Below are 22,801 nucleotides of genomic sequence, written 5' to 3' on the forward strand. Positions count from 1 at the left end.
TGTGCTGGACGGCGTCGGCCGGATCCTGGCGGTGCACTGCGATCCGAAGGTCGAGGTCGGCCGGATCGGGCTGCGCATCGGGCCGATCACCTCGGCCTGCGACCGGCTGGAGGTCTCGCTGGACGGGCCGGGCGGCCACACCGCGCGCCCCCATATGACCACCGACCTGGTGACCGCCGCCGCCAAGGTGATCACCGAGGTGCCCGCGCTGCTGGCCCGCCGGGTGGACGCCCGCTCGGGGCTGGCCGTCACCTGGGGCCGGGTGGAGTCGGGCCACGCCTGCAATGTGATCCCGCAGCACGCCGAGCTGTCCGCCACGGTCCGCTGCCTGGACCTGCCCGCCTGGCGGGAGGCCCCGGACCTGGTGCATGCCGCGGTGGACGAGATCGCCACCCTGCACCGCGCCAAGTCGGAGATCAACTACATCCGCGGGGTCCCGCCGGTGGTCAACGAGGCGAGCTCCGCCGAGCTGCTGCGGGACGCCATGATCGCCCGCCGCGGCGCATCCGCGGTCGAGGACACCGAACAGTCCCTGGGCGGCGAGGACTTCTCCTGGTACCTGGAGCGGGTGCCCGGCGCGATGGCCCGGCTGGGCGTCCGCAAGGTCGGCGACACCACCCGGCGCGACCTCCACGCGGGCGACTTCGACGTGGACGAGGGCTCGATCGCGGTGGGCGTGGAGCTGTTCACGGCCGCCGTCCTGCTCGACCGGAACGCATAGCTCCGGCGGATGCGGAACGCATGACTCGGATGGTCGCGGAACACGTAGCTCCGAGGGTCGCGGAACGCGTGGCTCCGAGCGTCGCGGAACGCGTAGTTCCGGCGGTCGCGGAACGCCTTACTCCAGTGGTCGTGGAATACGTGACTCCGGCCGTCGTACCGCCGCGCGCCTCCCGGGGTGCGCGGCGCGATCATCCCTTCGTCACCGCCGGTACCGCTCGCCGACACGAGAGGTTCGCGACGATCCGATAACGGCTTCCGAGGGGGCCTTTATCTGGCATCTACGCGCGTTACGATGCGGCGGAACCAGCGCCGCAAGGGGCGCTTCGAGAACATCAGAGGGGACCCTCGTGCGCCGGGTATCCACGATAGCTGTCGCGGGCATCGCCACCGCGGCTCTCGCACTCTCCGTCACCGCGTGTGGCAGCAGTTCCGAAGAGGGAAGCAAGGACGCCGGTATCGGTCTGGCCTACGACGTGGGCGGCCGCGGCGACCACTCCTTCAACGACTCCGCCGCCAAGGGCTATGACAAGGCCCTGAAGGACTTCGACGTCAAGGGCAAGGAACTGACGGCGAAGGACGGCGACACCGATGCCGACCGCTACGACAAGCTGGCGAGCCTCGCCGAGGCGGGCTACAACCCCGTCATAGGCGTCGGCTACGCGTGGACCCCCTCGCTCACCAAGGCCGCCAAGAAGTACAAGGACACCGACTTCGCCATCGTGGACTCGGTCGTCGACGCCAAGAACGTGGCCAGCCTGGTCTCCGCCGAGCACGAGGGCTCCTACCTCGCCGGTGTGGCCGCGGGCCTGAAGACCAAGAGCGACAAGGTCGGCTTCATCGGCGGCACCGACAGCGCGCTGATCAAGAAGTTCGCGGGCGGCTTCCAGCAGGGCCTGAAGGAGACCAACCCCAAGGCGTCCCTGGACGTCCAGTGGGTGCAGGTCGGCTCGCCCAAGGGCTTCGGCATGCCGGACCGCGGCAAGGACATCGCCGAGGGCATGCTCTCCAACAAGGTCGACGTGATCTTCTCCGCGGCCGGCGGCTCCGGCGCGGGCGCCATCGAGGCGACCGCCGGGAAGAAGGGCACCTGGTCGATCGGCGTCGATGGCGACCAGTACTACGACAAGGGCCTGGCCCAGTACAAGAACACCATCCTGACCTCCATGATCAAGACCGTGGACGGCTCGGTCTACGACTTCATCCAGAGCGTCGTGAAGGACAAGAAGCCCGAGAGCGGCGTCCAGACCTACGACCTCAAGCGCGGCGGCGTCTCCCTCTCGTACTCCGGCGGCTTCATCAACGACATCAAGCCGAAGATCGAGGCGGCCAAGAAGAAGATCATCGACGGTCAGATCAAGGTCCAGGACACCTACAAGGACTGACCCCCGCGCCACGGACCCGCACGGCACCCCCGGGTGCCCGGCCGGGTCCGTGGCGTACCCCGGCCGGTCCGGCCCCCGGCCAGCCCCACCCCCCCGTCGCCCCTCAGGAGTGCGCCATCAAAGCCGCCAGCCCACCCAAGGGCGCTCCCGCCGGTGCCGTCACCGACGTCGCCGTAGAACTCCACGGAATCACCAAGCGGTTCCCCGGAGTCGTCGCCAACCACGACATCGACATCACCGTGCGCCGCGGCACCGTGCACGCCCTCGTGGGCGAGAACGGCGCGGGCAAGTCGACCCTGATGAAGATCCTCTACGGGATGCAGCGCCCGGACGAGGGCACCATCGCGATCGACGGCAAGACGGTGGAGCTGCACTCCCCGGCGGACGCCATATCCCGCGGGGTGGGCATGGTGCACCAGCACTTCATGCTCGCCGACAACCTCACCGTGCTGGAGAACGTGGTCCTCGGCGCGGAGAAGCTACACGGCATCGGCGGCCGGGCACGCGCCCGGATCAAGGAGATCTCCGACGCCTACGGGCTGGGCGTACGCCCCGATGTCCTCGTGGAGGACCTGGGCGTGGCGGACCGTCAGCGGGTGGAGATCCTCAAGGTCCTCTACCGGGGCGCCCGGACGCTCATCCTCGACGAGCCGACCGCGGTCCTCGTCCCGCAGGAGGTCGACGCGCTCTTCGACAACCTCCGCGAGCTCAAGTCCGAGGGCCTGACGGTGCTGTTCATCTCGCACAAGCTGGGCGAGGTGCTGTCCGTGGCCGACGACATCACCGTCATCCGCCGCGGCACCACGGTGGCCTCCGTCGTACCGTCCGAGACCAGCCCCCGGCAGCTGGCCGAGCTGATGGTCGGCAGCGAGCTGCCCTCGCCCGAGACCCGCGAATCCACCGTCACCGACACCGACATGCTGGTCGTGGGCGCGCTGCGGCTGACCGCCACCGATGTGGACGGGGTGCAGCGGGCCGTCCTCGACGACATCGACTTCACCATCCACAAGGGCGAAGTCCTCGGCATCGCCGGAGTGGAGGGCAACGGCCAGGCCGAACTGGTCGAGGCCATCATGGGCATGCGCGACCCCGACGCCGGCACCATCACCCTGGACGGCGCCGACATCTCCCACGCGCCCACCCGCAAGCGGCGCGAGGACGGCATCGGCTACATCCCCGAGGACCGCCACCGGCACGGACTGCTGCTGGAGGCGCCGCTGTGGGAGAACCGCATCCTCGGCCATGTCACCGAGGTGCCCAACAGCAAGGGCGGGCTGCTCAACCCGGCCGCCGCCCGGCGGGACACCGAGCGGATCGTCGCCGAGTACGACGTCCGTACGCCCGGGATCGAGGTCACTGCGGCCTCGCTGTCCGGCGGCAACCAGCAGAAGCTGATCGTCGGCCGGGAGATGAGCCACCACCCCAAGCTGCTGATCGCGGCGCACCCCACCCGCGGGGTGGACGTGGGCGCCCAGGCGCAGATCTGGGACCAGATCCGGGCCGCGCGCCGTGAGGGTCTCGCGGTGCTGCTGATCTCGGCCGACCTGGACGAGCTGATCGGCCTGTCCGACACCCTGCGGGTGATGTACCGCGGCCGGCTGGTCGCCGACGCCGACCCCGCCACCATCACCCCGGAGCAGCTGGGCTCGGCCATGACCGGCGCCGCCTCCGGCCATCTGGAGGACTCGGCGGACGACGGCACCGAGGCCGCGACCGGGACCGCGTCCGGGACCGCGTCCGGGACCGCGTCCGGGACCGGGCCCGCGGCCGAGGCCGCGACCGGGGGAGAGGACCGATGAAGAAGCTGGACAAGGAGCGGGTGCTGCTCGCGGTCGCGGCCCCGGTGCTGGCGCTCGCCGCCGCGTTCGTGCTGACCGCGCTGGTGCTGCTGGCGACCGGCAAGGAGCCGTTCAACGCCTTCGGCATCATGTTCGACTACGGCATGAAGGCCGACAGCCAGGTCTACATCCTCAACAAGGCCACGACGTACTACCTGGCGGGGCTCGCGGTGGCCATCGGCTTCCGGATGAACCTCTTCAACATCGGCGTCGACGGCCAGTACCGGCTGGCCGCCTTCTTCGCCGCCGTCGTCGGCGGGGCGCTGGGGCTGCCGGGGCTGGTGCAGATCCCGCTGATCCTGCTGGTCGGCATGTTGGTGGGCGCGATGTGGGCGTCCATCGCCGGGCTGCTGAAGGTCTACCGGGGCGTCAGCGAGGTGATCAGCACCATCATGCTGAACTCCCTCTCCGGCATCGTCATCAGCTATCTGCTGGTGGACGGGCGGCTGGCCGACCTGGACAAGCAGACCAACATCGTGGCCACCGACCCGCTGCCGTCCTCCAGCCACTTCTTCACCATCCCGGCGGGCGGCGACCTCGACCCCATCTGGGGCTTCATCGTCGTCGCGGCGCTCGCGGGCGTCGGCTTCTGGTTCCTGCTCGGCCGCACCCGGTTCGGCTTCGATCTGCGCGCGGTGGGCCGCTCCGAGTCCGCCGCCCAGGCCAGCGGCGTCAACGTCAAGCGCATGGTGCTCACCAGCATGGTGCTCTCGGGCGCGATGGCCGGTCTGATCGGCATGCCGACCCTGCTCAACGACACCCACCAGTTCACCTCCGACTTCCCCACCGGCATCGGCTTCACCGGTATCGCCATCGCGCTGCTCGGCCGCAACAACCCGGTCGGCATCGCCCTGGCCGCCGTGTTGTGGGGCTTCCTCGAGCGCGGCGCCAACCGCCTGGAGTTCGAGGGCTACGACAAGGAGATCGTCGGTGTGATGCAGGGCGTGATCGTCCTGTGTGTCGTCATCGCGTACGAACTGGTGCGCCGCTACGGCCTCAAGCGCCAGCAGCAGAGGGTCGGCGCGGAACTCGCCGCCCAGGCCAGGGCCGACAAGCCCCAGGGCACGGACAAGACGGAGACGGAGGTGCCGGCATGAGTGCCACGGTGACCACCACCAAGAGCACAAGCGCGCCGGGCAAGGGGAACGGGCCCGCCTCCCGGATGTCCCTGGGCAAGGTGCTGCTGATCGTCGCCGGGGCGCTGATCGCGCTGTCGGTGCTGCGGACGCTCGTCGACGCCGCCCAGCAGGCGGACTTCGACCGTGTCACCTCCGCCGGGCAGATCGGCGCCGCGCTCTCCATGGCCGTGCCCATCGGCCTCGCGGGCCTGGGCGGGCTGTGGTCCGAGCGGGCCGGTGTGGTCAACATCGGCCTCGAGGGCATGATGATCCTCGGCACCTTCTTCGGCGCCTGGGCGGGCTACCAGACCAACCCCTGGGTGGGTGTGCTCGCGGGCGTCCTCGGCGGCGCCGTCGGCGGTCTGGTGCACGCGGTGGCCACCGTCACCTTCGGGGTGGACCACATCATCTCCGGTGTGGCGATGAACATCCTCGCCCTCGGCGCCACCACCTATCTGGCCAAGCGCTGGTTCGAGCCGCTGGCCGACATCGGCGGCTCCCCGAAGAACTCCCCGCAGGTGGACCCCATCCAGACGTTCACCGTCCCCGGGCTGTCCGACTGGCTGGCCGATCTGGAGAACCACCACTGGTTCCTGGTCTCGGACATCGCGGGCGTCCTCGGCGGCCTGGTCACCGACATCTCGGCGCTGACCATCGTCTCCGTCCTGCTGGTCGTCGGCAGCTTCTTCGCCCTGTGGCGGACCTCGTTCGGACTGCGGCTGCGGTCCTGCGGCGAGAACCCGACCGCGGCCGAGTCCCTCGGCGTCAACGTCTACCTCTACAAGTACGCGGCCGTGGTGATCTCCGGCGCCCTCGCCGGGCTCGGCGGGGTCTTCCTCGCCCTCGTCCGCTCGCATATCTACAACGAGGGCCAGACCGGCGGCCGCGGCTACATCGGCCTCGCCGCCATGCTCTTCGGCAACTGGCGGCCGGGCGGGCTCGCGATGGGCGCCGGGCTCTTCGGCTACTCCGACGCCCTCCAGCTGCGCAACGGCGGGGCGACCGTGCACGCCCTGCTGCTCCTGGTCGCACTCGGCCTCGCCGCGCTGGCGGCCTGGCGGATTGTCCGCAAGAGTTATGTCGCGGGCGCGGTGTCCGGCGCCGCGGCCGTCGCGCTGCTGCTGTGGTACGCCCTGACCGACACGGTCCCCAACGACCTGGTCAGCGCCACGCCGTACATCGTGACCCTGCTGGTCATGGGCCTCGCCTCACAGCGGCTGCGGATGCCCAAGGCGAACAACAGGCCCTACCGGAAAGGACAGGGCACATGACCACTTCCGCCGCCGCGGCCCCCGACTGGGAGTCGCTGCGTGTGCGGGCCCGGGACGCCATGTCCCGGGCCTACGCCCCCTACTCCGGCTTCCCGGTGGGCGCCGCCGCGCTCGTCGACGACGGCCGGACGGTCAGCGGCTGCAATGTGGAGAACGCCGCGTACGGCGTCGCGCTGTGCGCCGAATGCGGTCTGGTCTCCTCCCTCGTCGCCTCGGGCGGCGGCCGCCTCACCGCCTTCACCTGCTGCGACCGCGAGGGCGCCGTGCTGATGCCCTGTGGCCGCTGCCGTCAGCTGCTGTGGGAGCACGGCGGCCCGGAGCTCCAGATGGACACCGCCACGGGCATCCGCCCGCTCGCCGAACTCCTCCCGGACGCCTTCGGCCCCGCCGACCTGCGCCGCGCCGCGGTCGCGCACTCCGGGCACGACGCTCCCGAACACGAAAGGCCCCGTACCACCCCCATGGACGCCATCTCCGTCATCCGCGCCAAGCGCGACGGCACCCGTCTGACCGACGCCCAGATCGACTGGGTCATCGACGCCTATACGCGCGGCGAGGTGGCGGACGAGCAGATGTCCGCACTCGCGATGGCGATCTTCCTCAACGGCATGGACCGGGCCGAGATCGCCCGCTGGACCGCCGCGATGATCGCCTCCGGTGAGCGGATGGACTTCTCCTCCCTGCCGCGCCCGACCGCCGACAAGCACTCCACCGGCGGCGTCGGCGACAAGATCACCCTGCCGCTGGCCCCCCTCGTGGCCGCCTGCGGAGCCGCCGTACCGCAGCTCTCCGGCCGGGGCCTTGGCCACACCGGCGGCACCCTCGACAAGCTGGAGTCCATCCCCGGCTGGCGGGCGCAGCTGTCCAACGCCGACATGCTGGCCGTCCTGCGCGACGTGGGCTCGGTCATCTGCGCGGCGGGCGAGGGGCTGGCCCCGGCCGACAAGAAGCTGTACGCGCTGCGCGATGTCACCGGTACGGTCGAGTCGATCCCGCTCATCGCCTCCTCGATCATGTCGAAGAAGATCGCCGAGGGCACCGGCTCCCTGGTCCTGGACGTCAAGGTGGGCTCCGGCGCCTTCATGAAGGACATCGACTCCGCGCGTGAACTGGCCGCGACGATGGTCGGCCTCGGCAATGACCACGGCGTCAGTACGACCGCCCTGCTCACCGACATGTCCACCCCGCTCGGCCTGACGGCGGGCAACGCGCTCGAGGTCCGCGAGTCGCTGGAGGTCCTGGCGGGCGGCGGCCCGGCCGATGTGGTCGAGCTCACCCTGGCCCTGGCCCGCGAGATGCTGGACGCGGCGGGCCTGCCGGACGCCGACCCCGCCAAGGCCCTGGCCGACGGCACGGCGATGGACCACTGGCGCCGCATGATCAGCGCCCAGGGCGGCGACCCGGACGCCCCGCTCCCCACCGCCCGTGAACACCACGTCGTCACGGCCACCGCCGACGGCGTCCTCACCCGGCTGGACGCCTACGCGGTCGGCCTCGCCGCCTGGCGCCTGGGCGCGGGCCGCGCCCGCAAGGAGGACCCGGTCCAGGCGGGCGCGGGCGTGGAGCTCCACGCCAAACCGGGCGACCGGGTCACCCCCGGCCGGCCCCTCCTCACCCTCCACACCGACACCCCGTCGGCGTTCGCCTACGCCCTGGAGGCCCTGGAGAACGCGATCGACTACGCCCCCGAGAACTCGGAGTTCACCGCGGCCCCGATCGTCCTGGACCGCATCGCCTGACCCGGGCGCACCAGCACCCCGGCCACCGGCCGCGCAGATGCCGGGCGCACCGGCCGCGCGCCGGTTACGGCAGCAGCTGGCCCCGGCGGCTCAGCAGGAACTTCTTGAAGGCCGCCACCGGGGGCGTGTCGGGGTGGCCGTCCAGCCAGGCGACGCCGATCTCGCGGACGGCGCGCGGGGCGGTGACGGTCAGCTCCGCCACCCCGGGGCGGGGGACCGCCGGGGGCGGGAGGAGGGCCACGCCGAGGCCGGCGGCGACCAGGCCGCGGAGCGTCTCCGCCTCCTCGCCCTCGAAGGCGATCCGCGGTGTGAACCCCGCTTCCGCGCACAGCGCGTCGGTGATGCGCCGCAGCCCGTAGCCCGGTTCCAGGGTGACGAACAGCTCCGAGGCGGCCTCGGCGAGTCGGACCCGGCGGCGTCCGGCCAGCCGGTGGTCGTCGGGGACCACCAGCCGCAGCCGCTGCTCGTCCAGCCGGCGGGCGACCAGATCGGGGGCGTCCGGCACCGGGGAGGTCAGACACAGATCGAGGCCGCCCGCGCGCATCCGCTCGATCATCGCCTCGCCGTAGTTCTGGACCAGCTGGAACCGCACCCGCGGATGGTCGGCCCGGAAGCCCCGGATCAGACCGGGCACGGTCTCGGTGCCCAGCGTGTGCAGAAAGCCGAACGAGACCCGGCCCGCCGCCGGGTCGGCGTCGGCCCGTACGGACTCGGCGGCGCGGTCGACCTCGGCGAGGGCCCGCTCCACCGAGCGCAGGAACGTCCGCCCCGCCGGGGTGAGCGCCACCGTACGGCCCCGGCGGGCGAAGAGCGCCACCCCCAGGTCCTCCTCCAGCCGGACCATCGCCCGGCTGAGCGTCGACTGGGGCACCCCCAACTCCTGTGCGGCGCGCGTCATATGCTCATGGCGGGCGACGGCGGCGAACTGGGCGAGGCGCGGAGTGAGGGCCATCGCCCAGGACCCGGCCTCGGCATCCGCTGTCACCGGAATGTCGTTTTCGTAACTGATGAGTGACACGGACGCCCCTGACCTCTACTCATGCGGCATTGGATCGATTATCGCCATTCCGTGCATTGGACGCATCAACCAAGGTTGCGTACGGTCGAACCATGCCTCCTGCTGATACCAGGGCGTCCGCCGGAAACCACCCGGTGGACGCCTCCGCTGTGATGTCGACGAATGTGATGTCGACGAACTCCGACCCTTCCGCGTCCGACGCCGCGAACGCCCCCATGCCGGAGCGGATGCGGCCCGGCCGCCCCGGGTACTCCCGGATGCGGCTCGCCCTCTTCACCGCGGGCCTCGCCACTTTCGCCCTGCTCTACTCGACCCAGGCGCTGCTGCCCGCGATCTCCGACGATCTGCGGGTCCAGGCGGACCAGGCCAGTTGGAGCGTCTCCGCGTCCACCTTCGGCCTGGCGCTCGCGGTCATCCCGCTGAGCGCGCTGTCCGAGCGGTTCGGCCGGCGCGCCATGATGACCGTCTCGCTCACGGTCGCGGTCGCCCTCGCCCTGCTGGTGCCGTTCGCACCGGACCTGGGCTGGCTGATCGCGCTGCGCGCGGTCCAGGGCGCGGCGCTGGCCGGGATCCCGGCCTCCGCGATGGCGTATCTGTCGGAGGAGGTCCATCCGAAGGCGCTGGTCGGCACGATCGGGCTGTTCGTGGCCGGTAACAGCGTCGGCGGTATGAGCGGCCGGATCCTCACCGGCTGGGTGGCGGACGCCTGGGGCTGGCGGGTCGCGCTGGCCGCGGTGGGCGTGATGGCGGTGGTGTGCGCGGTGGCCTTCCGGATGCTGCTGCCCAGGCCCCGGCACTTCACCCCGGCCGAGGTGAGCCCGCGGGCGCTGGCCCGCACCCTTGCCGGGCACCTCTCCGATCCGCTGCTGTGCCGGCTGTACGCGATCGGCGCGCTGTTCATGACGGTCTTCGGCGGGGTCTACACGGTCATCGGCTACCGACTGGTGGCCCAGCCCTTCGGCCTCTCGCAGAGTCTGATCGGCTCGATCTTCCTGATCTACCTGGTCGGCACGTTCTCCTCGGCGGCGACCGGCAAGCTGGTCGGCCGGCTCGGCCGACGCGGCGCGCTCTACGCGGCGGTGTCCACGACCGCGGCCGGGCTGCTGCTGTCCCTGCTGAACTCCATCCCGGCGGTGCTGGCCGGTCTGGTGCTGATCACCGCGGGCTTCTTCGCGGGCCACGCGGCGGCGTCCTCGGCGGTGAGCCGTACGGCCAAGACCGGGCGCGCCCAGGCTGCGGCGCTCTACCAGGCGTCGTACTACATCGGCAGCAGCGTGGGCGGTGCGCTGGGCGCGCTCGCCTTCCACGCGGCCGGGTGGGGCGGCACGGTCGCCATGGGCCTGGTGGCCGTCGTCGGCGCGGCGGGGATCACGCTGTACGCGACACGGCAGGCGAGGGCCGAACGGCGGGCGGAGGTCGCACGGCGCGAGCTGTGCGGCGTGCCGTCCTAGCCCCGGCCTGAACCCCTGAAGCCCGAAGGGGCCGCCCGCCACTGTCCGGCGGACGGCCCCTTCGCCTGTCCGGACCCGGCTCGTCCGGACCCGGCTCGTCCGGACCCGGTGCGTGGGGGCCCGTGGGGCCCGGTTTGGGGGCCCGGTGCGTGAGGGCCCGGTTCGTGGGGCGTGTGCGGGCGTGCTCGGTCGGGTGCGGCTTTCGTCTCGCGCCTTCGGCGCATTTGAGCAGCGGGGCAGGGGGTGCCGGGCCGGGCCCGCGTCGCCGGGCGCCGGGCCGGCGGGGGCGAGCGCCGGTGGCGGCATCGGTGGCCCGGGGGCCGAGGCCGACGCCGGGCAGCCGGGGGGTACCCCCGGAAATCGCTTGATAAATTAGTTGCGCCAGATCAAGCGTTTTTGGAAGGGGTACCCGGAGGGCCGTCCAGGATCAGCTCCTCAGCGGACCGGCGGAGTCGGCTACGATTCGGTGGCGCCCCGAAAGGGCGCGGGGCTGTGCCGATGTGCGGCTCCGCCGCGCGGGCGCGACCGGAGCGCTCAGCCGCCCGCAGTCCGGCGGAAACCTGGCTATCGAGGACCGTAGCCGCCCCGGCGCTGACCCCCACCGGCCCGGCGCCCGGCGACGAGCGCGCGCCCCCCGCCCCCGCCCCGCTGCTCAGAGGCGCCGAAGGCGCGAGACGAAAGTCGCACTCGGCGGCGAACAGGGCTCCCGTCGCGCCTGGCTCCCTGCCCCGTTGCTCAGAGGCGCGCCGAAGGCGCGAGACGAAAGTCGCACCCGGCGACGAAACAGGGCCCCCGACGCGCCCGGCCCCCGTCCGTGCGGCGCAGGAGCCGCACGGACGGGGGCCGGGGCGCCCGCGCACAACCAAGCGCTCAGTGCCCGAGATTCGCCCCGAACCCCGACGCCAGCGGCATCCGCAGCCCCAGCGGCGGCGGAGCCGCCAGCGCGTCGGCGACCGGGCGGGAGAAGCCGGAGTGGAAGAGGGTGCCGAGGAGGAAGTCCACGGCCAGCGCCTGCACTTCGGAGCGGTGCTGGTGCAGCCCGTGCCCATCGGTGTGCACCTCGAAGCGGCACACATCCCGGTTGGCCTTCTTCGCCCGCTCCGCCAGCCGGTAGGACAGCTCGGGGTCGGTCCGCTCGTCGTTGGTGCCGTGGGCGATCAGCACCTGCCGTCCCACCAGCTGTTTCACCGGTTCGGGTTCGAGCAGCTCGTCCGGGGCCGGAAGCCAGGGGGCCAGCGCCACGACCGAGGTGACGGCCGCGTGGCCGGCGGCGCGCAGGGCGGCCCGCCCGCCCATGCCGTGGCCGATCAGGCAGATCGGTACGTCGCCGTAGCGCCGTACCACCTCCTCCACGGCCCATGCGGCGTCCGACGCGGCATCGGCGGCGACCCCGTTCCAGCCCCGGCGCCGGTAGTGGACGACATGGGCGGCCAGCCCCTCCTCCCGGCCCGCCCGGACCAGCCGCCGGGCCAACGGCAATGTGGCGGCCACCGAGAGTCTGGACGGCCGTCTCGTCCCGTTGGGCTCCCCCTCGGGGAGCAGCAGCACCACACCGTGTGCGGTCCTTCGTGCGGCGGCCGCGCCCATCGGCCGCCCCAGCCGTGCGCCCCGCTCGGGCAACGCTTGCTGAGCCATGGCGACACGATCGCAGAAGGACTGGTGTACTCCACTACCCGTGCGGGTCACTGTTGCGTATCTATCCCTCACGTTCTACGCGCGTAGGGGCTATGGTGCCCGCATGACGAGCGAGCACAGCCATGAGCCCACCCCCGAACAGATCCGCCGAGCCCCCAAGGTGCTGCTGCACGACCACCTCGACGGCGGGCTGCGCCCCGGCACGATCGTCGACCTCGCCAGGGAGACGGGGTACGACGCGCTGCCGGAGACCGAGCCCGACAAGCTGGGCGTCTGGTTCCGCGAGGCGGCGGACTCCGGATCGCTGGAGCGCTATCTGGAGACCTTCTCGCACACCGTCGGTGTGATGCAGACCCGCGACGCGCTCGTCAGGGTCGCCGCCGAATGCGCCGAGGACCTCGCCGAGGACGGCGTGGTCTACGCCGAGATCCGCTACGCCCCCGAACAGCACCTCGAGGGCGGGCTGACCCTCGAACAGGTCGTCGAGGCGGTCAACGAGGGCTTCCGCGAGGGTGAGCGACGGGCCTGGGAGAACGGCCACCGCATCCGCGTCGGCGCGCTGCTGACCGCGATGCGCCACGCGGCCCGCGCCCTGGAGATCGCCGAACTCGCCAACCGCTACCGCGACTTGGGCGTGGTCGGCTTCGATATCGCGGGCGCCGAGGCCGGTTTCCCGCCCACCCGGCACCTGGACGCCTTCGAGTATCTGAAGCGGGAGAACAACCACTTCACGATCCACGCGGGCGAGGCGTTCGGACTGCCGTCCATCTGGCAGGCGCTCCAGTGGTGCGGCGCCGACCGGCTGGGGCACGGCGTCCGCATCATCGACGACATCGAGGTCGCGGACGACGGCTCGCTCAACCTCGGCCGCCTCGCCTCGTACGTCCGCGACAAGCGCATCCCGCTGGAGCTGTGCCCGACCTCCAACCTCCAGACCGGCGCGGCCAGTTCCTACGCCGAGCACCCCATCGGATTGCTCCGCCGCTTGCATTTCCGTGCCACCGTGAATACGGATAATCGTCTCATGAGCGGGACGAGCATGAGCGGGGAATTCCAGCATCTTGTATCAACGTTCCATTACACGCTTGACGACATGCAATGGTTCACGGTCAATGCAATGAAATCGGCCTTCATTCCTTTTGACGAACGTCTGGCGATGATCAATGACGTGATCAAGCCCGGATACGCCGAGTTGAAGTCCGAATGGCTGTTCCGCAATGTAGCCTCCGTATCCGCCGTGACCAGGGGTTCCGCTGCTGCGGGCGACTGAACGAGCGAACTGGTCACACGGCACGGGCGGGGAATCGGGGGCCGTTTCCGGTGTTTGCGGGCAGCCGAAATCCATGGCTACGTTTCCGTATCGGTCAAGCCCCCGTCTCAAGGACAGATTTCTGATGAAGCAGGGAACCCTCAAGACTCTCGGTGCCATTGCCCTTGGTGCCGCCGCCGTTGTCGCCGCAGGCGGCGCCGCGTCCGCGGCACCGGTCCCCGGCGCGGGCAGTGCTGGCGCCCCGGGGCAGTCCGCGGCCAAGCCCGCCGTTCCCCAGGCCAAGCCCGGCCAGGGCCTGCTGGGCCAGCTCCCGCTGAGTGGTCTGCCCACCAGCAACATCATCAAGCTGGGCTGAACCCCCACCTGGGCACACGGCCGGGCCGCACATCCCGCTGAGGGTGTGCGGCCCGGCCGTTCCACGTATCGGGATCGAGGCGCGGAGACCCCGGGTCACCACGCCTCGCGATAGCTGCCCTCCGCCGGAAGCAGGAACCACAGCGCGAGATAGAGCAGGAACTGCGGCCCCGGCAGCAGACACGAGACCACGAAGAGCACCCGCATCGTCGTCGGGGTGGTCCCGAAGCGCCGGGCGAGACCCGCGCAGACACCGGCGATCTTCTTGTCGTGGCGGGGGCGGACCAGCGGTGCGGACATGATGGGGACTCCTCCTCGTCGGACGGGCTCGGGAAGAGCTGGTTCCCGATGTCCTCAACGCTATGTGCGGGTGCCGGAGGAGACGTCGCTCCACGGTGCGATCCCGACCCTGGGAATCGTCGGGGTCGGGGCCTGGGCGCCGTCGTCCCGGGGGAGGGGGGCCGTCCGGCGCCGGTAGGCCCGGCGGCGGAGGCAGGCCCGGACGGCGGGGACCACCAGCAGATGCGCCAGGACGACCCCGGCGGTGTTCAGCAGCACCGAGTCCATGTTCATGATCTGCCCGGTCACCTCGCTGCGCAGCAGCGCCACCCCCAGCGCCACCATCGCCCCGGTGAAGGCCGTACGGACCAGCGAGGCCAGCGGATACACCTCCACCCGGCCCGCGGCCAGCGGCAGCAGCACCCCCAGCGGCGCGAGCAGCAGCAGCCCGCCGCCGATGGAACGGGCGGCGGACCAGGGGCTGAGCGCCAGATCGGCACGGATGGTGGCCAGCGGTTCGAGGGTCGCGGGGGACACCCAGGGGACGTTCACCGGGCGCAGGGTCAGCCAGCAGACGAACGAAAGGTGTGCGACGAGGAGGAGAAAACCCGCGGCGCGGTAGCGAAAGGCGGCCCTGCGGCCGAAAGGACCCTGCACGAAATTCAGGACGCCGCACGCGGGGGTCGCGGTTCCGCCCGTCCCCCGCTGGTCAGCACCTTGTTACTGACAAGTCGCCGACCTGGGACGGGGCGGTGTCGGCAGGTGATGAATCAGGACACCAGCACCCCGGAGTTGACCGCGATCACGGGATTGCGGCGCATCTCCTCGGTGCACTGGTACGCCTTGAGCGGATCCCGCTGGCTGTCCGGGCCGCCGAGCACCACCTTGCCGTCGTCGCCGGCCACCGCGGTGTCCGCGAAGGTGCAGATGATCTGCGCGAGCGCCAGGGACTGGATCTCCTCGGGCGGCCGGTTCAGCCGCAGCGCGTTGTCCGGGTCGTCCTTGGCCGGACCGGTGATCTCCACCCAGTCCTCCACCGCCGTGGAGAACCCGGCCGCCGCCTCGGCCGCCGTCGGCGGCAGCCGCAGCTGCTCCAGCAGCGCCTGGGCGACCCGCACCGGCTCCGGGGCGGTCTTCTCGTCGCCCAGCCGGGTGGCCCGGCTCACCGAGAGGATCCGCGAGGAGCACAGCAGATAGATCCGTACGGAGGTCCGGCCGATCCCCTCGGCGGTCCGCTCCGAGGCGGGCGCCCGGCAGGACGCCCGCGAGGGCGCGGCCCCGGCGTCCACCGGCACCGAGGTGCCCCGTATCCCGCAGCCGGCCGCCAGCAGGGCGACCGCACCGGTCAGCAGGAGAGCGGCCGACCGCTTCCAGCGTGCGCTCATGGCCTGCCCCCCTCGTTCCGGCCCGGACCCTTCGCCGGGCCGTTGTCCCCGCCCCCGCCCCCGTCGTCGTCACCGCCGCCCTCGAAGGCGCCGTCGCGATCGCGGTCGGGGTCGTCCGCCGCCTCGTCGGAGGCGATCCGGGAGGCGTCCATCGGCAGCCGCAGCGTGAAGACGGCCCCGCCCTCCGGGGAGTTCGCGGCGCTGATGTCGCCGCCGTGGATATGCGCGTTCTCCATCGCGATCGACAGCCCGAGCCCGCTGCCCTCCGAGCGCGGGCGGGACGCGCTCGCCTTGTAGAAGCGGTCGAAGACATGCGGCAGCACATCCTCGGGGATGCCCGGACCGTGGTCCCGGACCCTGATCAGCAGCTCATCGCCCTCGGTGCGCACCGAGACCCGCACCGGCGAGCCGCCGTGCTTGAGCGCGTTCCCGATCAGATTCGCCAGGATCACATCCAGCCGCCGGGGATCCAGCCGGGCCACGATGCCGCGTGCCGCGTCCAGCTCCACCGCGTCCAGCCAGGCACGGGCGTCGATGCAGGCCGTCACCTGGTCGGCGACATCGACGTCGTCCAGCACCAGCCGGGCCGTGCCCGCGTCGAAGCGGGTCACCTCCATCAGGTTCTCCACCAGGTCGTTCAGCCGCCGGGTCTCGCTCACCACCAGCTGCACCGCCGGAGCGATCATGGGGTCGAGCGAGTCGGCCTCCTCCTCCAGCACCTCCGTGACGGCCGTGATCGCGGTGAGCGGGGTCCGCAGCTCATGCGACATGTCCGCGACGAAGCGCCGGCTGGACGCCTCCCGCGCGGACAGCTCCGCCACCCGCTTCTGCAACCGCTCCGCGGCCCGGTTGAAGGTGTGCGAGAGATTGGCCAGCTCATCGGAGCCCGAGACCTGGAGCCGGGTGTCCAGATGCCCCTCGCCCAGCCGGTGCGCCGCCTCCCCGAGCCGCTGCACGGGCCGCAGCACCGTGGCCGCGGCGGCCTGCGCCAGCAGCGCGGCGCCGATCAGCGCGAGCCCGGTGGCGATCCCCAGCGACCAGGCCAGGGAGTTCAGATCCTGGCGCTCGGTGTCCAGGGACTTGAGCATGTAGCCGGTCGGCCCGCCGCCGTTCACCTTGGCCCCGCCGACCAGATACGGAGTGCCGTGCAGCGTGATCCGCTGCCAGTAGAGGTGGTACGGGGCGCTGTTCCCCTTGCTCACCGGGCGCTTCTGATCCACCGCGCGCCGCAGCGAGGCGGGCACCGCGTCGAGCGTGAACAGCTTCTTGTCCGAGGCGGCCGGGCAGCTTTCGCCGTCCCGGGTCCGGGTGATCAGCAGCACCTCGTACTTCTGGGTGTTGTCCGCCATACGTACCGCGACGTCCCGCAATTCGGAACAGGTGGGGAGGGAGGGCAGCGGGTCGGTGTCGTCCTTCAGCGATTTGCGGAACTCGTCCAGCGCCGCGTCCTGGGTACGGGTCAGCACCGCGTCACGGTTCAGCCAGTACGCGATGGCCGACGCGGACACGGCGGCGGTCAGGGCCACCAGACCGAAGACCAGCATCAGCCGCAGCCTGAGGCTGAACCACCGCAAAAGCCCCGCGGCCCAGCCCCGGACCCGAGCGGGCTCGTCGCTCACTGCGCTCAATTCCGTACTTCCCCGCCCCCGTGCGTACCTGCCACTGCGCCGATGCGCCTGTCGCTCACTGGGGCGCGTCCAGCCGGTAGCCCACCCCACGCACCGTACGGATCAGCGTCGGCGACGAAGGTACGTCCTCCACCTTCGCGCGCAGCCGCTGTACGCATGCGTCCACCAGCCGCGAGTCCCCGAGGTAGTCGTGCTCCCACACCAGCCGCAGCAGCTGCTGCCGGGACAGCGCCTGCCCCGGCCGGCGGCTGAGCTCCAGCAGCAGCCGCAGCTCGGTGGGGGTGAGCTGGAGGTCCTCACCGTTCTTGGTGACCGTCATGGCCGCGCGGTCGATCAGCAGGTTGCCGAAGGCCGCGGAGTCATTGGCCTCCCGCTCGCCACGCCGCAGCACCGCACGGATCCGGGCGTCCAGCACCCGGCCCTGGACGGGTTTGACCACATAGTCGTCGGCGCCGGACTCCAGGCCGACCACCACGTCGATGTCATCGCTGCGCGCGGTGAGCAGAATGATCGGCAACTGGTCGGTACGGCGGATCCGGCGGCACACCTCGAAGCCGTCGATCCCGGGCAGCATCACATCGAGCACGATCAGATCCGGCCGCTGCTCACGCAGCAGTTTCAGGCCGTCCTCGCCCGTCGCCGCGGTCGCCACACGGTGGCCCTGGCGGGACAGAGAGAGTTCGAGGGCCGTGCGGATGGCGTCGTCGTCCTCGATCAGCAACAGGAAAGGCACGTTGGTCATTCTGGCCTACAAGGGGCCTGTAGTTCGACCGTCAGGGGTTTATCGGCTCGATCGCCTGTGACGAGCCTGTGACAGTCGGCAGACACCCCCATGAAACTGGCCCGGCAAAGTCTTCTGTGCACCGGGCGGAACACCACCGGCCGGGGCACCAGAAGCCAGACCGACCAGGCTCCATCGACGGGGGGCGCGAGATGAGCACACTGCACTTCACCAACACCAGCGCAGTTCGCACGCGCCTCCACGACGCCGGGCGGGGCAATGAGAAGTCCGGTGCCGTGAGCGGGCGGGGGTGCGCTCGCGGCGCCGGGCGTCAGCGGCCTCCTTACATGGTGGCCATTGACGCGATCACGGGGGACAAGGAGGCCGGCACCGGCCTCGGGGGGGACGACGGGGGACCGGGGGGCCACGGGGGAGGCTCGTACGGGGAGGCAGAGGGGGAGCGGCGTACCACGTCGGAGGCGGAGTTCACCGCCTACGTCCAGGAGCGCCGCGCCTCCCTGTACGCAACCGCCTACCACCTGACCGGTGACCGCTTCGAGGCCGAGGACCTGCTCCAGAGCGCGCTGTTCTCGACCTACCGGGCCTGGGACCGGATCAGCGACAAGGCGGCGGTCGGCGGCTATCTGCGCCGCACCATGACCAATCTGCACATCAGCGCCTGGCGTCGGCGCAAGCTGAATGAGTACCCGACGGAGGAGCTGCCGGAGACGGTGGGCGACCACGACGCGATGCGCGGCACCGAGCTGCGCGCCGTGTTGTGGCAGGCCCTGGCCCGGCTGCCCGAGCTCCAGCGCACGATGCTGGTGCTGCGCTACTACGAGGGCCGGACGGATCCGGAAATCGCGGACATTCTGAACATCAGCGTCGGAACGGTCAAGAGCAGCATCTGGCGCTCGCTGCGCCGGCTGCGCGAGGACGAGATCCTCAGCTTCGGCCGTGACGAGGAAGAGTCCTTCGGCGAGCTGGTCGCCTGACGGCGGCGGGACGACCGAAGGCGGGGGGAAATCGGGGGAAGCACGGGGGGCACGGGGGAAACAGGTGCGAGGCCGGACAGCCGAGGGGGGATGTCCGGCCTCGCACCTGTTTGCCATATGCGGGCCCTGAACCGTGGGCTCTCGCTATACGGACGCCTTCTGGCCGGGGGCGGGGACCGGCCCGCCCGCCGCCGCGGCCGCTATCCGGCCCAGTGCCACGCCCTTGCCGCACGCGTACGCGCCCAGCGCCGTCTGCCGGGCCACGATCCCGCGCTCCGTGCGCATCAGCCGCCAGCCGCGCCGCAGCAGATAGAGCGCGGGCTTGCGGCCCTCCCGCAGATCGCGCAGCAGCCTGCGCCGGAAGGTGGTGGACGGGCGGCCGCGCAGACAGAGCGCGTCCGCGAGCACCCCGAGATCGGCACACCGCCCGATGATGTCGGCGGCGAAGATCCCCTCGGCGATGAACAGCGGCGCCGGGCCGATGTCCAGCGCCTCCTCGCCGACGCGGGCGCTGGTGGCGATGTCGTAGAGCGGCACGGTCGTCCGTGAGGTACGGCACAGTGCCTCGATCGCCGCGACCGCCGCGTCCGCGTCCCAGGAGAGCGGCGAGTCCCAGTCGGCGCCCCCGCCGTCGGCGAGCTGTGGGAGCGTCGGGTCGCCGCCCTCCTTGTAGAAGTCGTCGAGGTTGAGCACGGGCAGCCCGGCGCGGGCCGCGAGGGAGGACTTGCCCGAACCCGAGGGGCCGGAGAGCAGGACGACACGGGCGGAAGGCGGTTGGCTGGTCACGGAACACCAGTGTGACGCATCCTTTCGCCCACGTGCCCCCCGCGTAACCGCCGATGTAACGGCCCGGGTGACCGCCCGTGCGCCCCGCCGCCGGACGCGCCACCGCCGCCGGACGCGCCACCGCCGCCGGACGGGCCCCCGCCGTCAGACGGTCGCGTGCGGCCGTTCCGCCGGCGCCGTCCGGGCCGGGCGGGTCCGGGGGCCGAAGAGCGCCAGGATGAGGGCGCCCACGAGCCAGGTGCCGGCGATGAAGAAGAAGACGCTCTGATAGCCGGTGCCGTGGTAGAGGGCGGCGATGATCAGCGGTCCCGCGGCGTTCGAGAGACGGCCGAGCCCGTAGGAGACGCCGGTCCCCAGCGAGCGGCCGCGGGTGTCGAACAGCTCGGGGGAGTAGGCGTACCCCAGGGCCGTGTAGCCGCGTTCGAAGAGGTTCACCAGGAAGCCGAAGACCACGATCAGGACCGGGTTGAAGGTCAGCCCGTACAGCAGACCGCACAGCGCGATCACCGCGCCGAAGACCACCAGACACCATTTGCGCTCGAACCGGTCGGTGACCAGGGCGGCCAGGAACGAGCCGAGCGGAGCGCCCACCGTGGTGAGCGCCACATAGAAGACCGACTTCTCGACGCTGAAGCCCTCCTTGGCCAGCAGCGTCGGCGCCCAGCTCGAGTAGCCGAAGAAGCCGATGGTCTGGGTCACCCACAGGACGGTGAGCAGCAGGGTCGGCCCGAGGTACTTCTTCCGCAGCAGCAGGCGGGGCGACGCCTTGGCGGGCCGGGCCTCGTCGACCGGCGGCGCGGGCTCGGGCAGCGGGCCCTGCTCCGCGGCGACCCGGGTGACATGCCGACGAACGACAGCGAGGTGACGTAGGCGATCTGGTCGACCGTGATTCCCCACAGGTCGATGAGCTGGGGAGCGGTGGTGGCGAAGGTGTTGATGTCCGCGAACTCGAAGAAGTAGGCGAAGGAGACGGCCAGCAAGGTGATCTTGTGAAACCGGGAGATGGGGAGTCTGTTCAGCCGGTTCACCGCGTTGGAGTGCTGCATGGGCGGCCCTTGTCGAAGAGGCGGGGAGGGGACGGTGCGGGGGGTGTCGGGGCGGACCGGGATCAGGCGCCTTCGTCGGGCCAGTAGAGCCTCATGGGGTTGTCGACCAGCAGCTTCCGCCGCTGCTCGGCGGTGACCGCCACCTGGGGCACGTAGTCGACCAGCAGCCCGTCGTCGGGCATATGGCCGGTGAGGTTGGGATGCGGCCAGTCCGTGCCCCACAGCACCCGGTCGGGGAACTCCTCGATAGCGCGGCGGGCGAAGGGCACCACATCGGTGTACGGATGCCGCTCGGCGTTCAGGGCCGGGGGTCCGGTGACGCTGAGGCGCTCGGGGCAGGTGACCTTGACCCACACCTCATGGCGCTCGGCGAACCGCAGGAAACGGGTGAAATGCGGTCCGTCGGCCGGTTGGGCCACATCCGGCCGGCCCATGTGGTCCACGACGAGAGGGGTGGGCAGGGAGCTGAAGAAACGTTCCAGCTCGGGCAGGTCGGCGCTTTCGAAGTAGAGGACGACATGCCAGCCGAGCGGGGCGATCCGCTTCGCGATGGCGGCCAGATCGTGCTGGGGCGCGGCGTCGGCCAGCCGCCGGAGAAAGGTGAAGCGCACCCCGCGCACCCCCGCCGCGTCCAGCCGGCGCAGCTCCGCGTCGGTGACGTCCGGGCGTACGGTCGCGATACCGCGCGCCCGGCCGCCGGACGCCTGGACGGCGTCGACCATGGCGCTGTTGTCCGCGCCGTGGCAGGTCGCCTGGACGATCACATTGCGGGCGACCCCGAGGTGGTCGCGGAGGGCGAAGAGCTCGTCCTTGCCGCCGTCGCAGGGCGTGTACTTGCGCTCGGGCGCGAAGGGGAACTCCGCTTGCGGTCCGAAGACGTGGCAGTGGGTGTCGACGGTGCCCGCCGGCAGGGCGAAGGCGGGCTCGGACGGGTCGGGGTGCCAGTCCAGCCAGCCCGGGGTCTTGGGGGAGAGCGTGCTCATGAGGGCTCCTCTGGGCGGGCGAGCGGCCCCGCGGTCGTCGTCGGGGGACCGGCCATCACCGGGCCTGTGGTCATCGGGGGACTGGCCATCACTCGGCCTGCCGTCGTCATCAGTGGACCAGCCGGTCTCATCAGCGCCCCTGCCCGGTCAGCAGGGCGTCCAGGCGGGGGTAGACGGCGCGGGTGTTGCGTTCGTAGATGCCGGTCAGATCGTCTTCGGAGAGCCCGGCGGCCTCGGCGTAGCGCCGGGTGTCGTCGAAGTGGCGGCCGGTCCGGGGGTCGACATCGCGGACGGCGCCGATCATCTCCGAGGCGAAGAGGATGTTCCGGGCCGGGACGACATCGAGGAGCAGGTCCATACCGGGCTGGTGGTAGACGCAGGTGTCGAAGAAGACATTGTCCAGGACATGCTCCTCCAGGGGCGGCTTGCCGAGGGCCATCGCCAGTCCGCGGAACCGGCCCCAGTGATACGGAACGGCACCGCCGCCATGCGGGATGACCAGGCGCAGGGTGGGGAAGTCGGCGAACAGATCGCCCTGCACCAGCTGCATGAACACCGTCGTATCGGCGTTGAGGTAGTGCGCCCCGGTGGTGTGGAAGGCGGGGTTGACGCTGGTGCTCACATGCACCATTGCCGGGAGGTCGTACTCGACCAGCTTTTCGTAGATCGGGTACCACGAGCGGTCGGTGAGCGGCGGGGCCGTCCAGTGGCCGCCCGAGGGATCAGGGTTGAGGTTGACCGCCACGGCCCCGTACTCCTCCGCACAGCGGATGAGCTCGGGCACACAGGTGGCCGGATCGACGCCCGGTGACTGCGGGAGCATCGCGGCGGGGGCGAACCGCTCCGGGTACAGCTCGCTGACGCGGAAGCAGAGCTCGTTGCAGAGGGCCGCCCACTCGGTGGAGGTGTGGAGATCGCCGATGTGGTGGGCCATGAAGGACGCCCGGGGGGAGAAGACCGTCATGTCGATGCCGCGCTCGTCCATCAGCCGGAGCTGGTTCGGCTCGATGCTCCGGCGCAGCTCATCGTCGCCGATGCGGAGATCGGCGCGGGAGGGGGTGCGGGTGGGGTCGGTGAGTCCGTTGATCTGCTGGGTACGCCATGCCTCCAGCGCCGGTGGCGCGGTGGTGTAGTGGCCATGGCAATCGATGATCATTCGCTGTTCCTTCTCGGCGTGCG

General features: G+C 71.3%; 20 protein-coding genes and 2 pseudogenes. 11 read left to right on the plus strand and 11 right to left on the minus strand.

Features of this window, described 5'->3' with window-relative positions; genetic code table 11:
• The 7 genes and pseudogenes from NQU54_RS42415 to NQU54_RS42445 form a co-directional block, all read left to right on the plus strand.
• The coding region (locus NQU54_RS42415) for an amidohydrolase (RefSeq protein WP_257635653.1) at window positions 1-721 on the plus strand (721 nt) is incomplete at its 5' end.
• Window positions 722-1,070: 349 nt separating this feature from the next.
• Window positions 1,071-2,105 carry a BMP family lipoprotein gene (locus tag NQU54_RS42420; protein WP_069870319.1) on the plus strand — a complete coding sequence of 345 codons (1,035 nt, stop codon included), beginning with the start codon at window positions 1,071-1,073 and terminating at the stop codon, window positions 2,103-2,105.
• A 116-nt stretch (window positions 2,106-2,221) separates the two neighbouring features.
• Window positions 2,222-3,904, plus strand: coding sequence for an ABC transporter ATP-binding protein (locus tag NQU54_RS42425; protein WP_257635671.1), 1,683 nt, complete (start codon window positions 2,222-2,224; stop codon window positions 3,902-3,904).
• A complete protein-coding gene (locus NQU54_RS42430; protein WP_257635654.1) occupies window positions 3,901-5,040 on the plus strand; it encodes an ABC transporter permease in 1,140 nt (379 codons plus the stop codon). The genes NQU54_RS42425 and NQU54_RS42430 overlap by 4 nt, the downstream gene beginning before the upstream one ends.
• Complete coding sequence (locus NQU54_RS42435) at window positions 5,037-6,332, plus strand: ABC transporter permease (protein ID WP_079257947.1); 1,296 nt, start codon at window positions 5,037-5,039, stop codon at window positions 6,330-6,332. Before NQU54_RS42430 ends, NQU54_RS42435 begins: the two co-directional genes overlap by 4 nt.
• Window positions 6,329-6,733: pseudogene (locus NQU54_RS42440) on the plus strand (cytidine deaminase); the annotation flags it as partial. The gene NQU54_RS42435 and the pseudogene NQU54_RS42440, both read left to right, overlap by 4 nt.
• Window positions 6,734-6,793: 60 nt before the next feature.
• Window positions 6,794-8,071: a thymidine phosphorylase gene (locus NQU54_RS42445; RefSeq protein ID WP_257635672.1), complete on the plus strand. Its 1,278-nt coding sequence runs from the start codon at window positions 6,794-6,796 to the stop codon at window positions 8,069-8,071.
• Window positions 8,072-8,135: 64 nt separating this feature from the next.
• Here NQU54_RS42445 and NQU54_RS42450 read toward each other — a convergent pair whose 3' ends face one another.
• Window positions 8,136-9,023 carry a LysR family transcriptional regulator gene (locus NQU54_RS42450; RefSeq protein ID WP_257635673.1) on the minus strand — a complete coding sequence of 296 codons (888 nt, stop codon included), beginning with the start codon at window positions 9,021-9,023 and terminating at the stop codon, window positions 8,136-8,138.
• A gap of 158 nt (window positions 9,024-9,181) precedes the next feature.
• Between NQU54_RS42450 and NQU54_RS42455 the strand changes: the two genes are divergently transcribed.
• On the plus strand, window positions 9,182-10,540 hold the full coding sequence (locus tag NQU54_RS42455) for an MFS transporter (protein ID WP_257635655.1): 1,359 nt from the start codon (window positions 9,182-9,184) through the stop codon (window positions 10,538-10,540).
• Window positions 10,541-11,410: 870 nt separating this feature from the next.
• Here the strand turns inward: NQU54_RS42455 and NQU54_RS42460 are convergent.
• Entirely contained in the window at window positions 11,411-12,175 is a 765-nt protein-coding gene (locus NQU54_RS42460) for an alpha/beta hydrolase (protein ID WP_257635656.1), read from the minus strand.
• A 103-nt stretch (window positions 12,176-12,278) separates the two neighbouring features.
• Here NQU54_RS42460 and NQU54_RS42465 point away from each other — a divergent pair, with 103 nt between their 5' ends.
• Both NQU54_RS42465 and NQU54_RS42470 read left to right on the plus strand, forming a co-directional pair.
• Window positions 12,279-13,445, plus strand: coding sequence for an adenosine deaminase (locus tag NQU54_RS42465; RefSeq protein WP_257635657.1), 1,167 nt, complete (start codon window positions 12,279-12,281; stop codon window positions 13,443-13,445).
• Between the two features lie 124 nt (window positions 13,446-13,569).
• The gene (locus tag NQU54_RS42470; protein WP_257635658.1) at window positions 13,570-13,800 is read left to right on the plus strand and encodes an ATP-binding protein; all 231 of its coding nucleotides are present in this window, start codon (window positions 13,570-13,572) and stop codon (window positions 13,798-13,800) included.
• Window positions 13,801-13,895: 95 nt separating this feature from the next.
• Here the strand turns inward: NQU54_RS42470 and NQU54_RS42475 are convergent, their stop codons facing one another.
• The 5 genes from NQU54_RS42475 to afsQ1 all read right to left on the minus strand — a co-directional run bounded on the left by NQU54_RS42475 (window position 13,896) and on the right by afsQ1 (window position 17,824).
• Window positions 13,896-14,099 carry a PspC domain-containing protein gene (locus tag NQU54_RS42475; RefSeq protein ID WP_257635659.1) on the minus strand — a complete coding sequence of 68 codons (204 nt, stop codon included), beginning with the start codon at window positions 14,097-14,099 and terminating at the stop codon, window positions 13,896-13,898.
• A gap of 60 nt (window positions 14,100-14,159) precedes the next feature.
• On the minus strand, window positions 14,160-14,735 hold the full coding sequence (locus NQU54_RS42480; protein WP_069870298.1) for a VanZ family protein: 576 nt from the start codon (window positions 14,733-14,735) through the stop codon (window positions 14,160-14,162).
• A 113-nt stretch (window positions 14,736-14,848) separates the two neighbouring features.
• The gene (locus NQU54_RS42485; RefSeq protein WP_257635660.1) at window positions 14,849-15,463 is read right to left on the minus strand and encodes a hypothetical protein; all 615 of its coding nucleotides are present in this window, start codon (window positions 15,461-15,463) and stop codon (window positions 14,849-14,851) included.
• On the minus strand, window positions 15,460-17,007 hold the full coding sequence (locus NQU54_RS42490; protein ID WP_372506374.1) for a sensor histidine kinase: 1,548 nt from the start codon (window positions 17,005-17,007) through the stop codon (window positions 15,460-15,462). The genes NQU54_RS42485 and NQU54_RS42490 overlap by 4 nt, the downstream gene beginning before the upstream one ends.
• Window positions 17,008-17,146: 139 nt before the next feature.
• On the minus strand, window positions 17,147-17,824 hold the full coding sequence (gene afsQ1 / locus NQU54_RS42495) for a two-component system response regulator AfsQ1 (protein WP_173963281.1): 678 nt from the start codon (window positions 17,822-17,824) through the stop codon (window positions 17,147-17,149).
• A gap of 200 nt (window positions 17,825-18,024) precedes the next feature.
• Between afsQ1 and NQU54_RS42500 the strand changes: the two genes are divergently transcribed.
• On the plus strand, window positions 18,025-18,807 hold the full coding sequence (locus NQU54_RS42500; RefSeq protein ID WP_079257942.1) for a SigE family RNA polymerase sigma factor: 783 nt from the start codon (window positions 18,025-18,027) through the stop codon (window positions 18,805-18,807).
• 144 nt (window positions 18,808-18,951) lie between these two features.
• Here the strand turns inward: NQU54_RS42500 and NQU54_RS42505 are convergent, their stop codons facing one another.
• The 4 genes and pseudogenes from NQU54_RS42505 to NQU54_RS42520 form a co-directional block, all read right to left on the minus strand.
• Window positions 18,952-19,593, minus strand: a complete 642-nt coding sequence (locus NQU54_RS42505) for a nucleoside/nucleotide kinase family protein (protein ID WP_257635662.1) — start codon at window positions 19,591-19,593, stop codon at window positions 18,952-18,954.
• A gap of 144 nt (window positions 19,594-19,737) precedes the next feature.
• Window positions 19,738-20,639: pseudogene (locus NQU54_RS42510) on the minus strand (MFS transporter).
• A 62-nt stretch (window positions 20,640-20,701) separates the two neighbouring features.
• Window positions 20,702-21,622: an amidohydrolase family protein gene (locus NQU54_RS42515; protein WP_257635663.1), complete on the minus strand. Its 921-nt coding sequence runs from the start codon at window positions 21,620-21,622 to the stop codon at window positions 20,702-20,704.
• A gap of 130 nt (window positions 21,623-21,752) precedes the next feature.
• Window positions 21,753-22,778: an amidohydrolase family protein gene (locus NQU54_RS42520; RefSeq protein ID WP_257635664.1), complete on the minus strand. Its 1,026-nt coding sequence runs from the start codon at window positions 22,776-22,778 to the stop codon at window positions 21,753-21,755.
• Window positions 22,779-22,801 lie beyond the last annotated feature (23 nt).

Source organism: Streptomyces malaysiensis subsp. samsunensis (assembly GCF_024519315.1).
Taxonomy (GTDB): Bacteria; Actinomycetota; Actinomycetes; order Streptomycetales; family Streptomycetaceae; genus Streptomyces; species Streptomyces malaysiensis.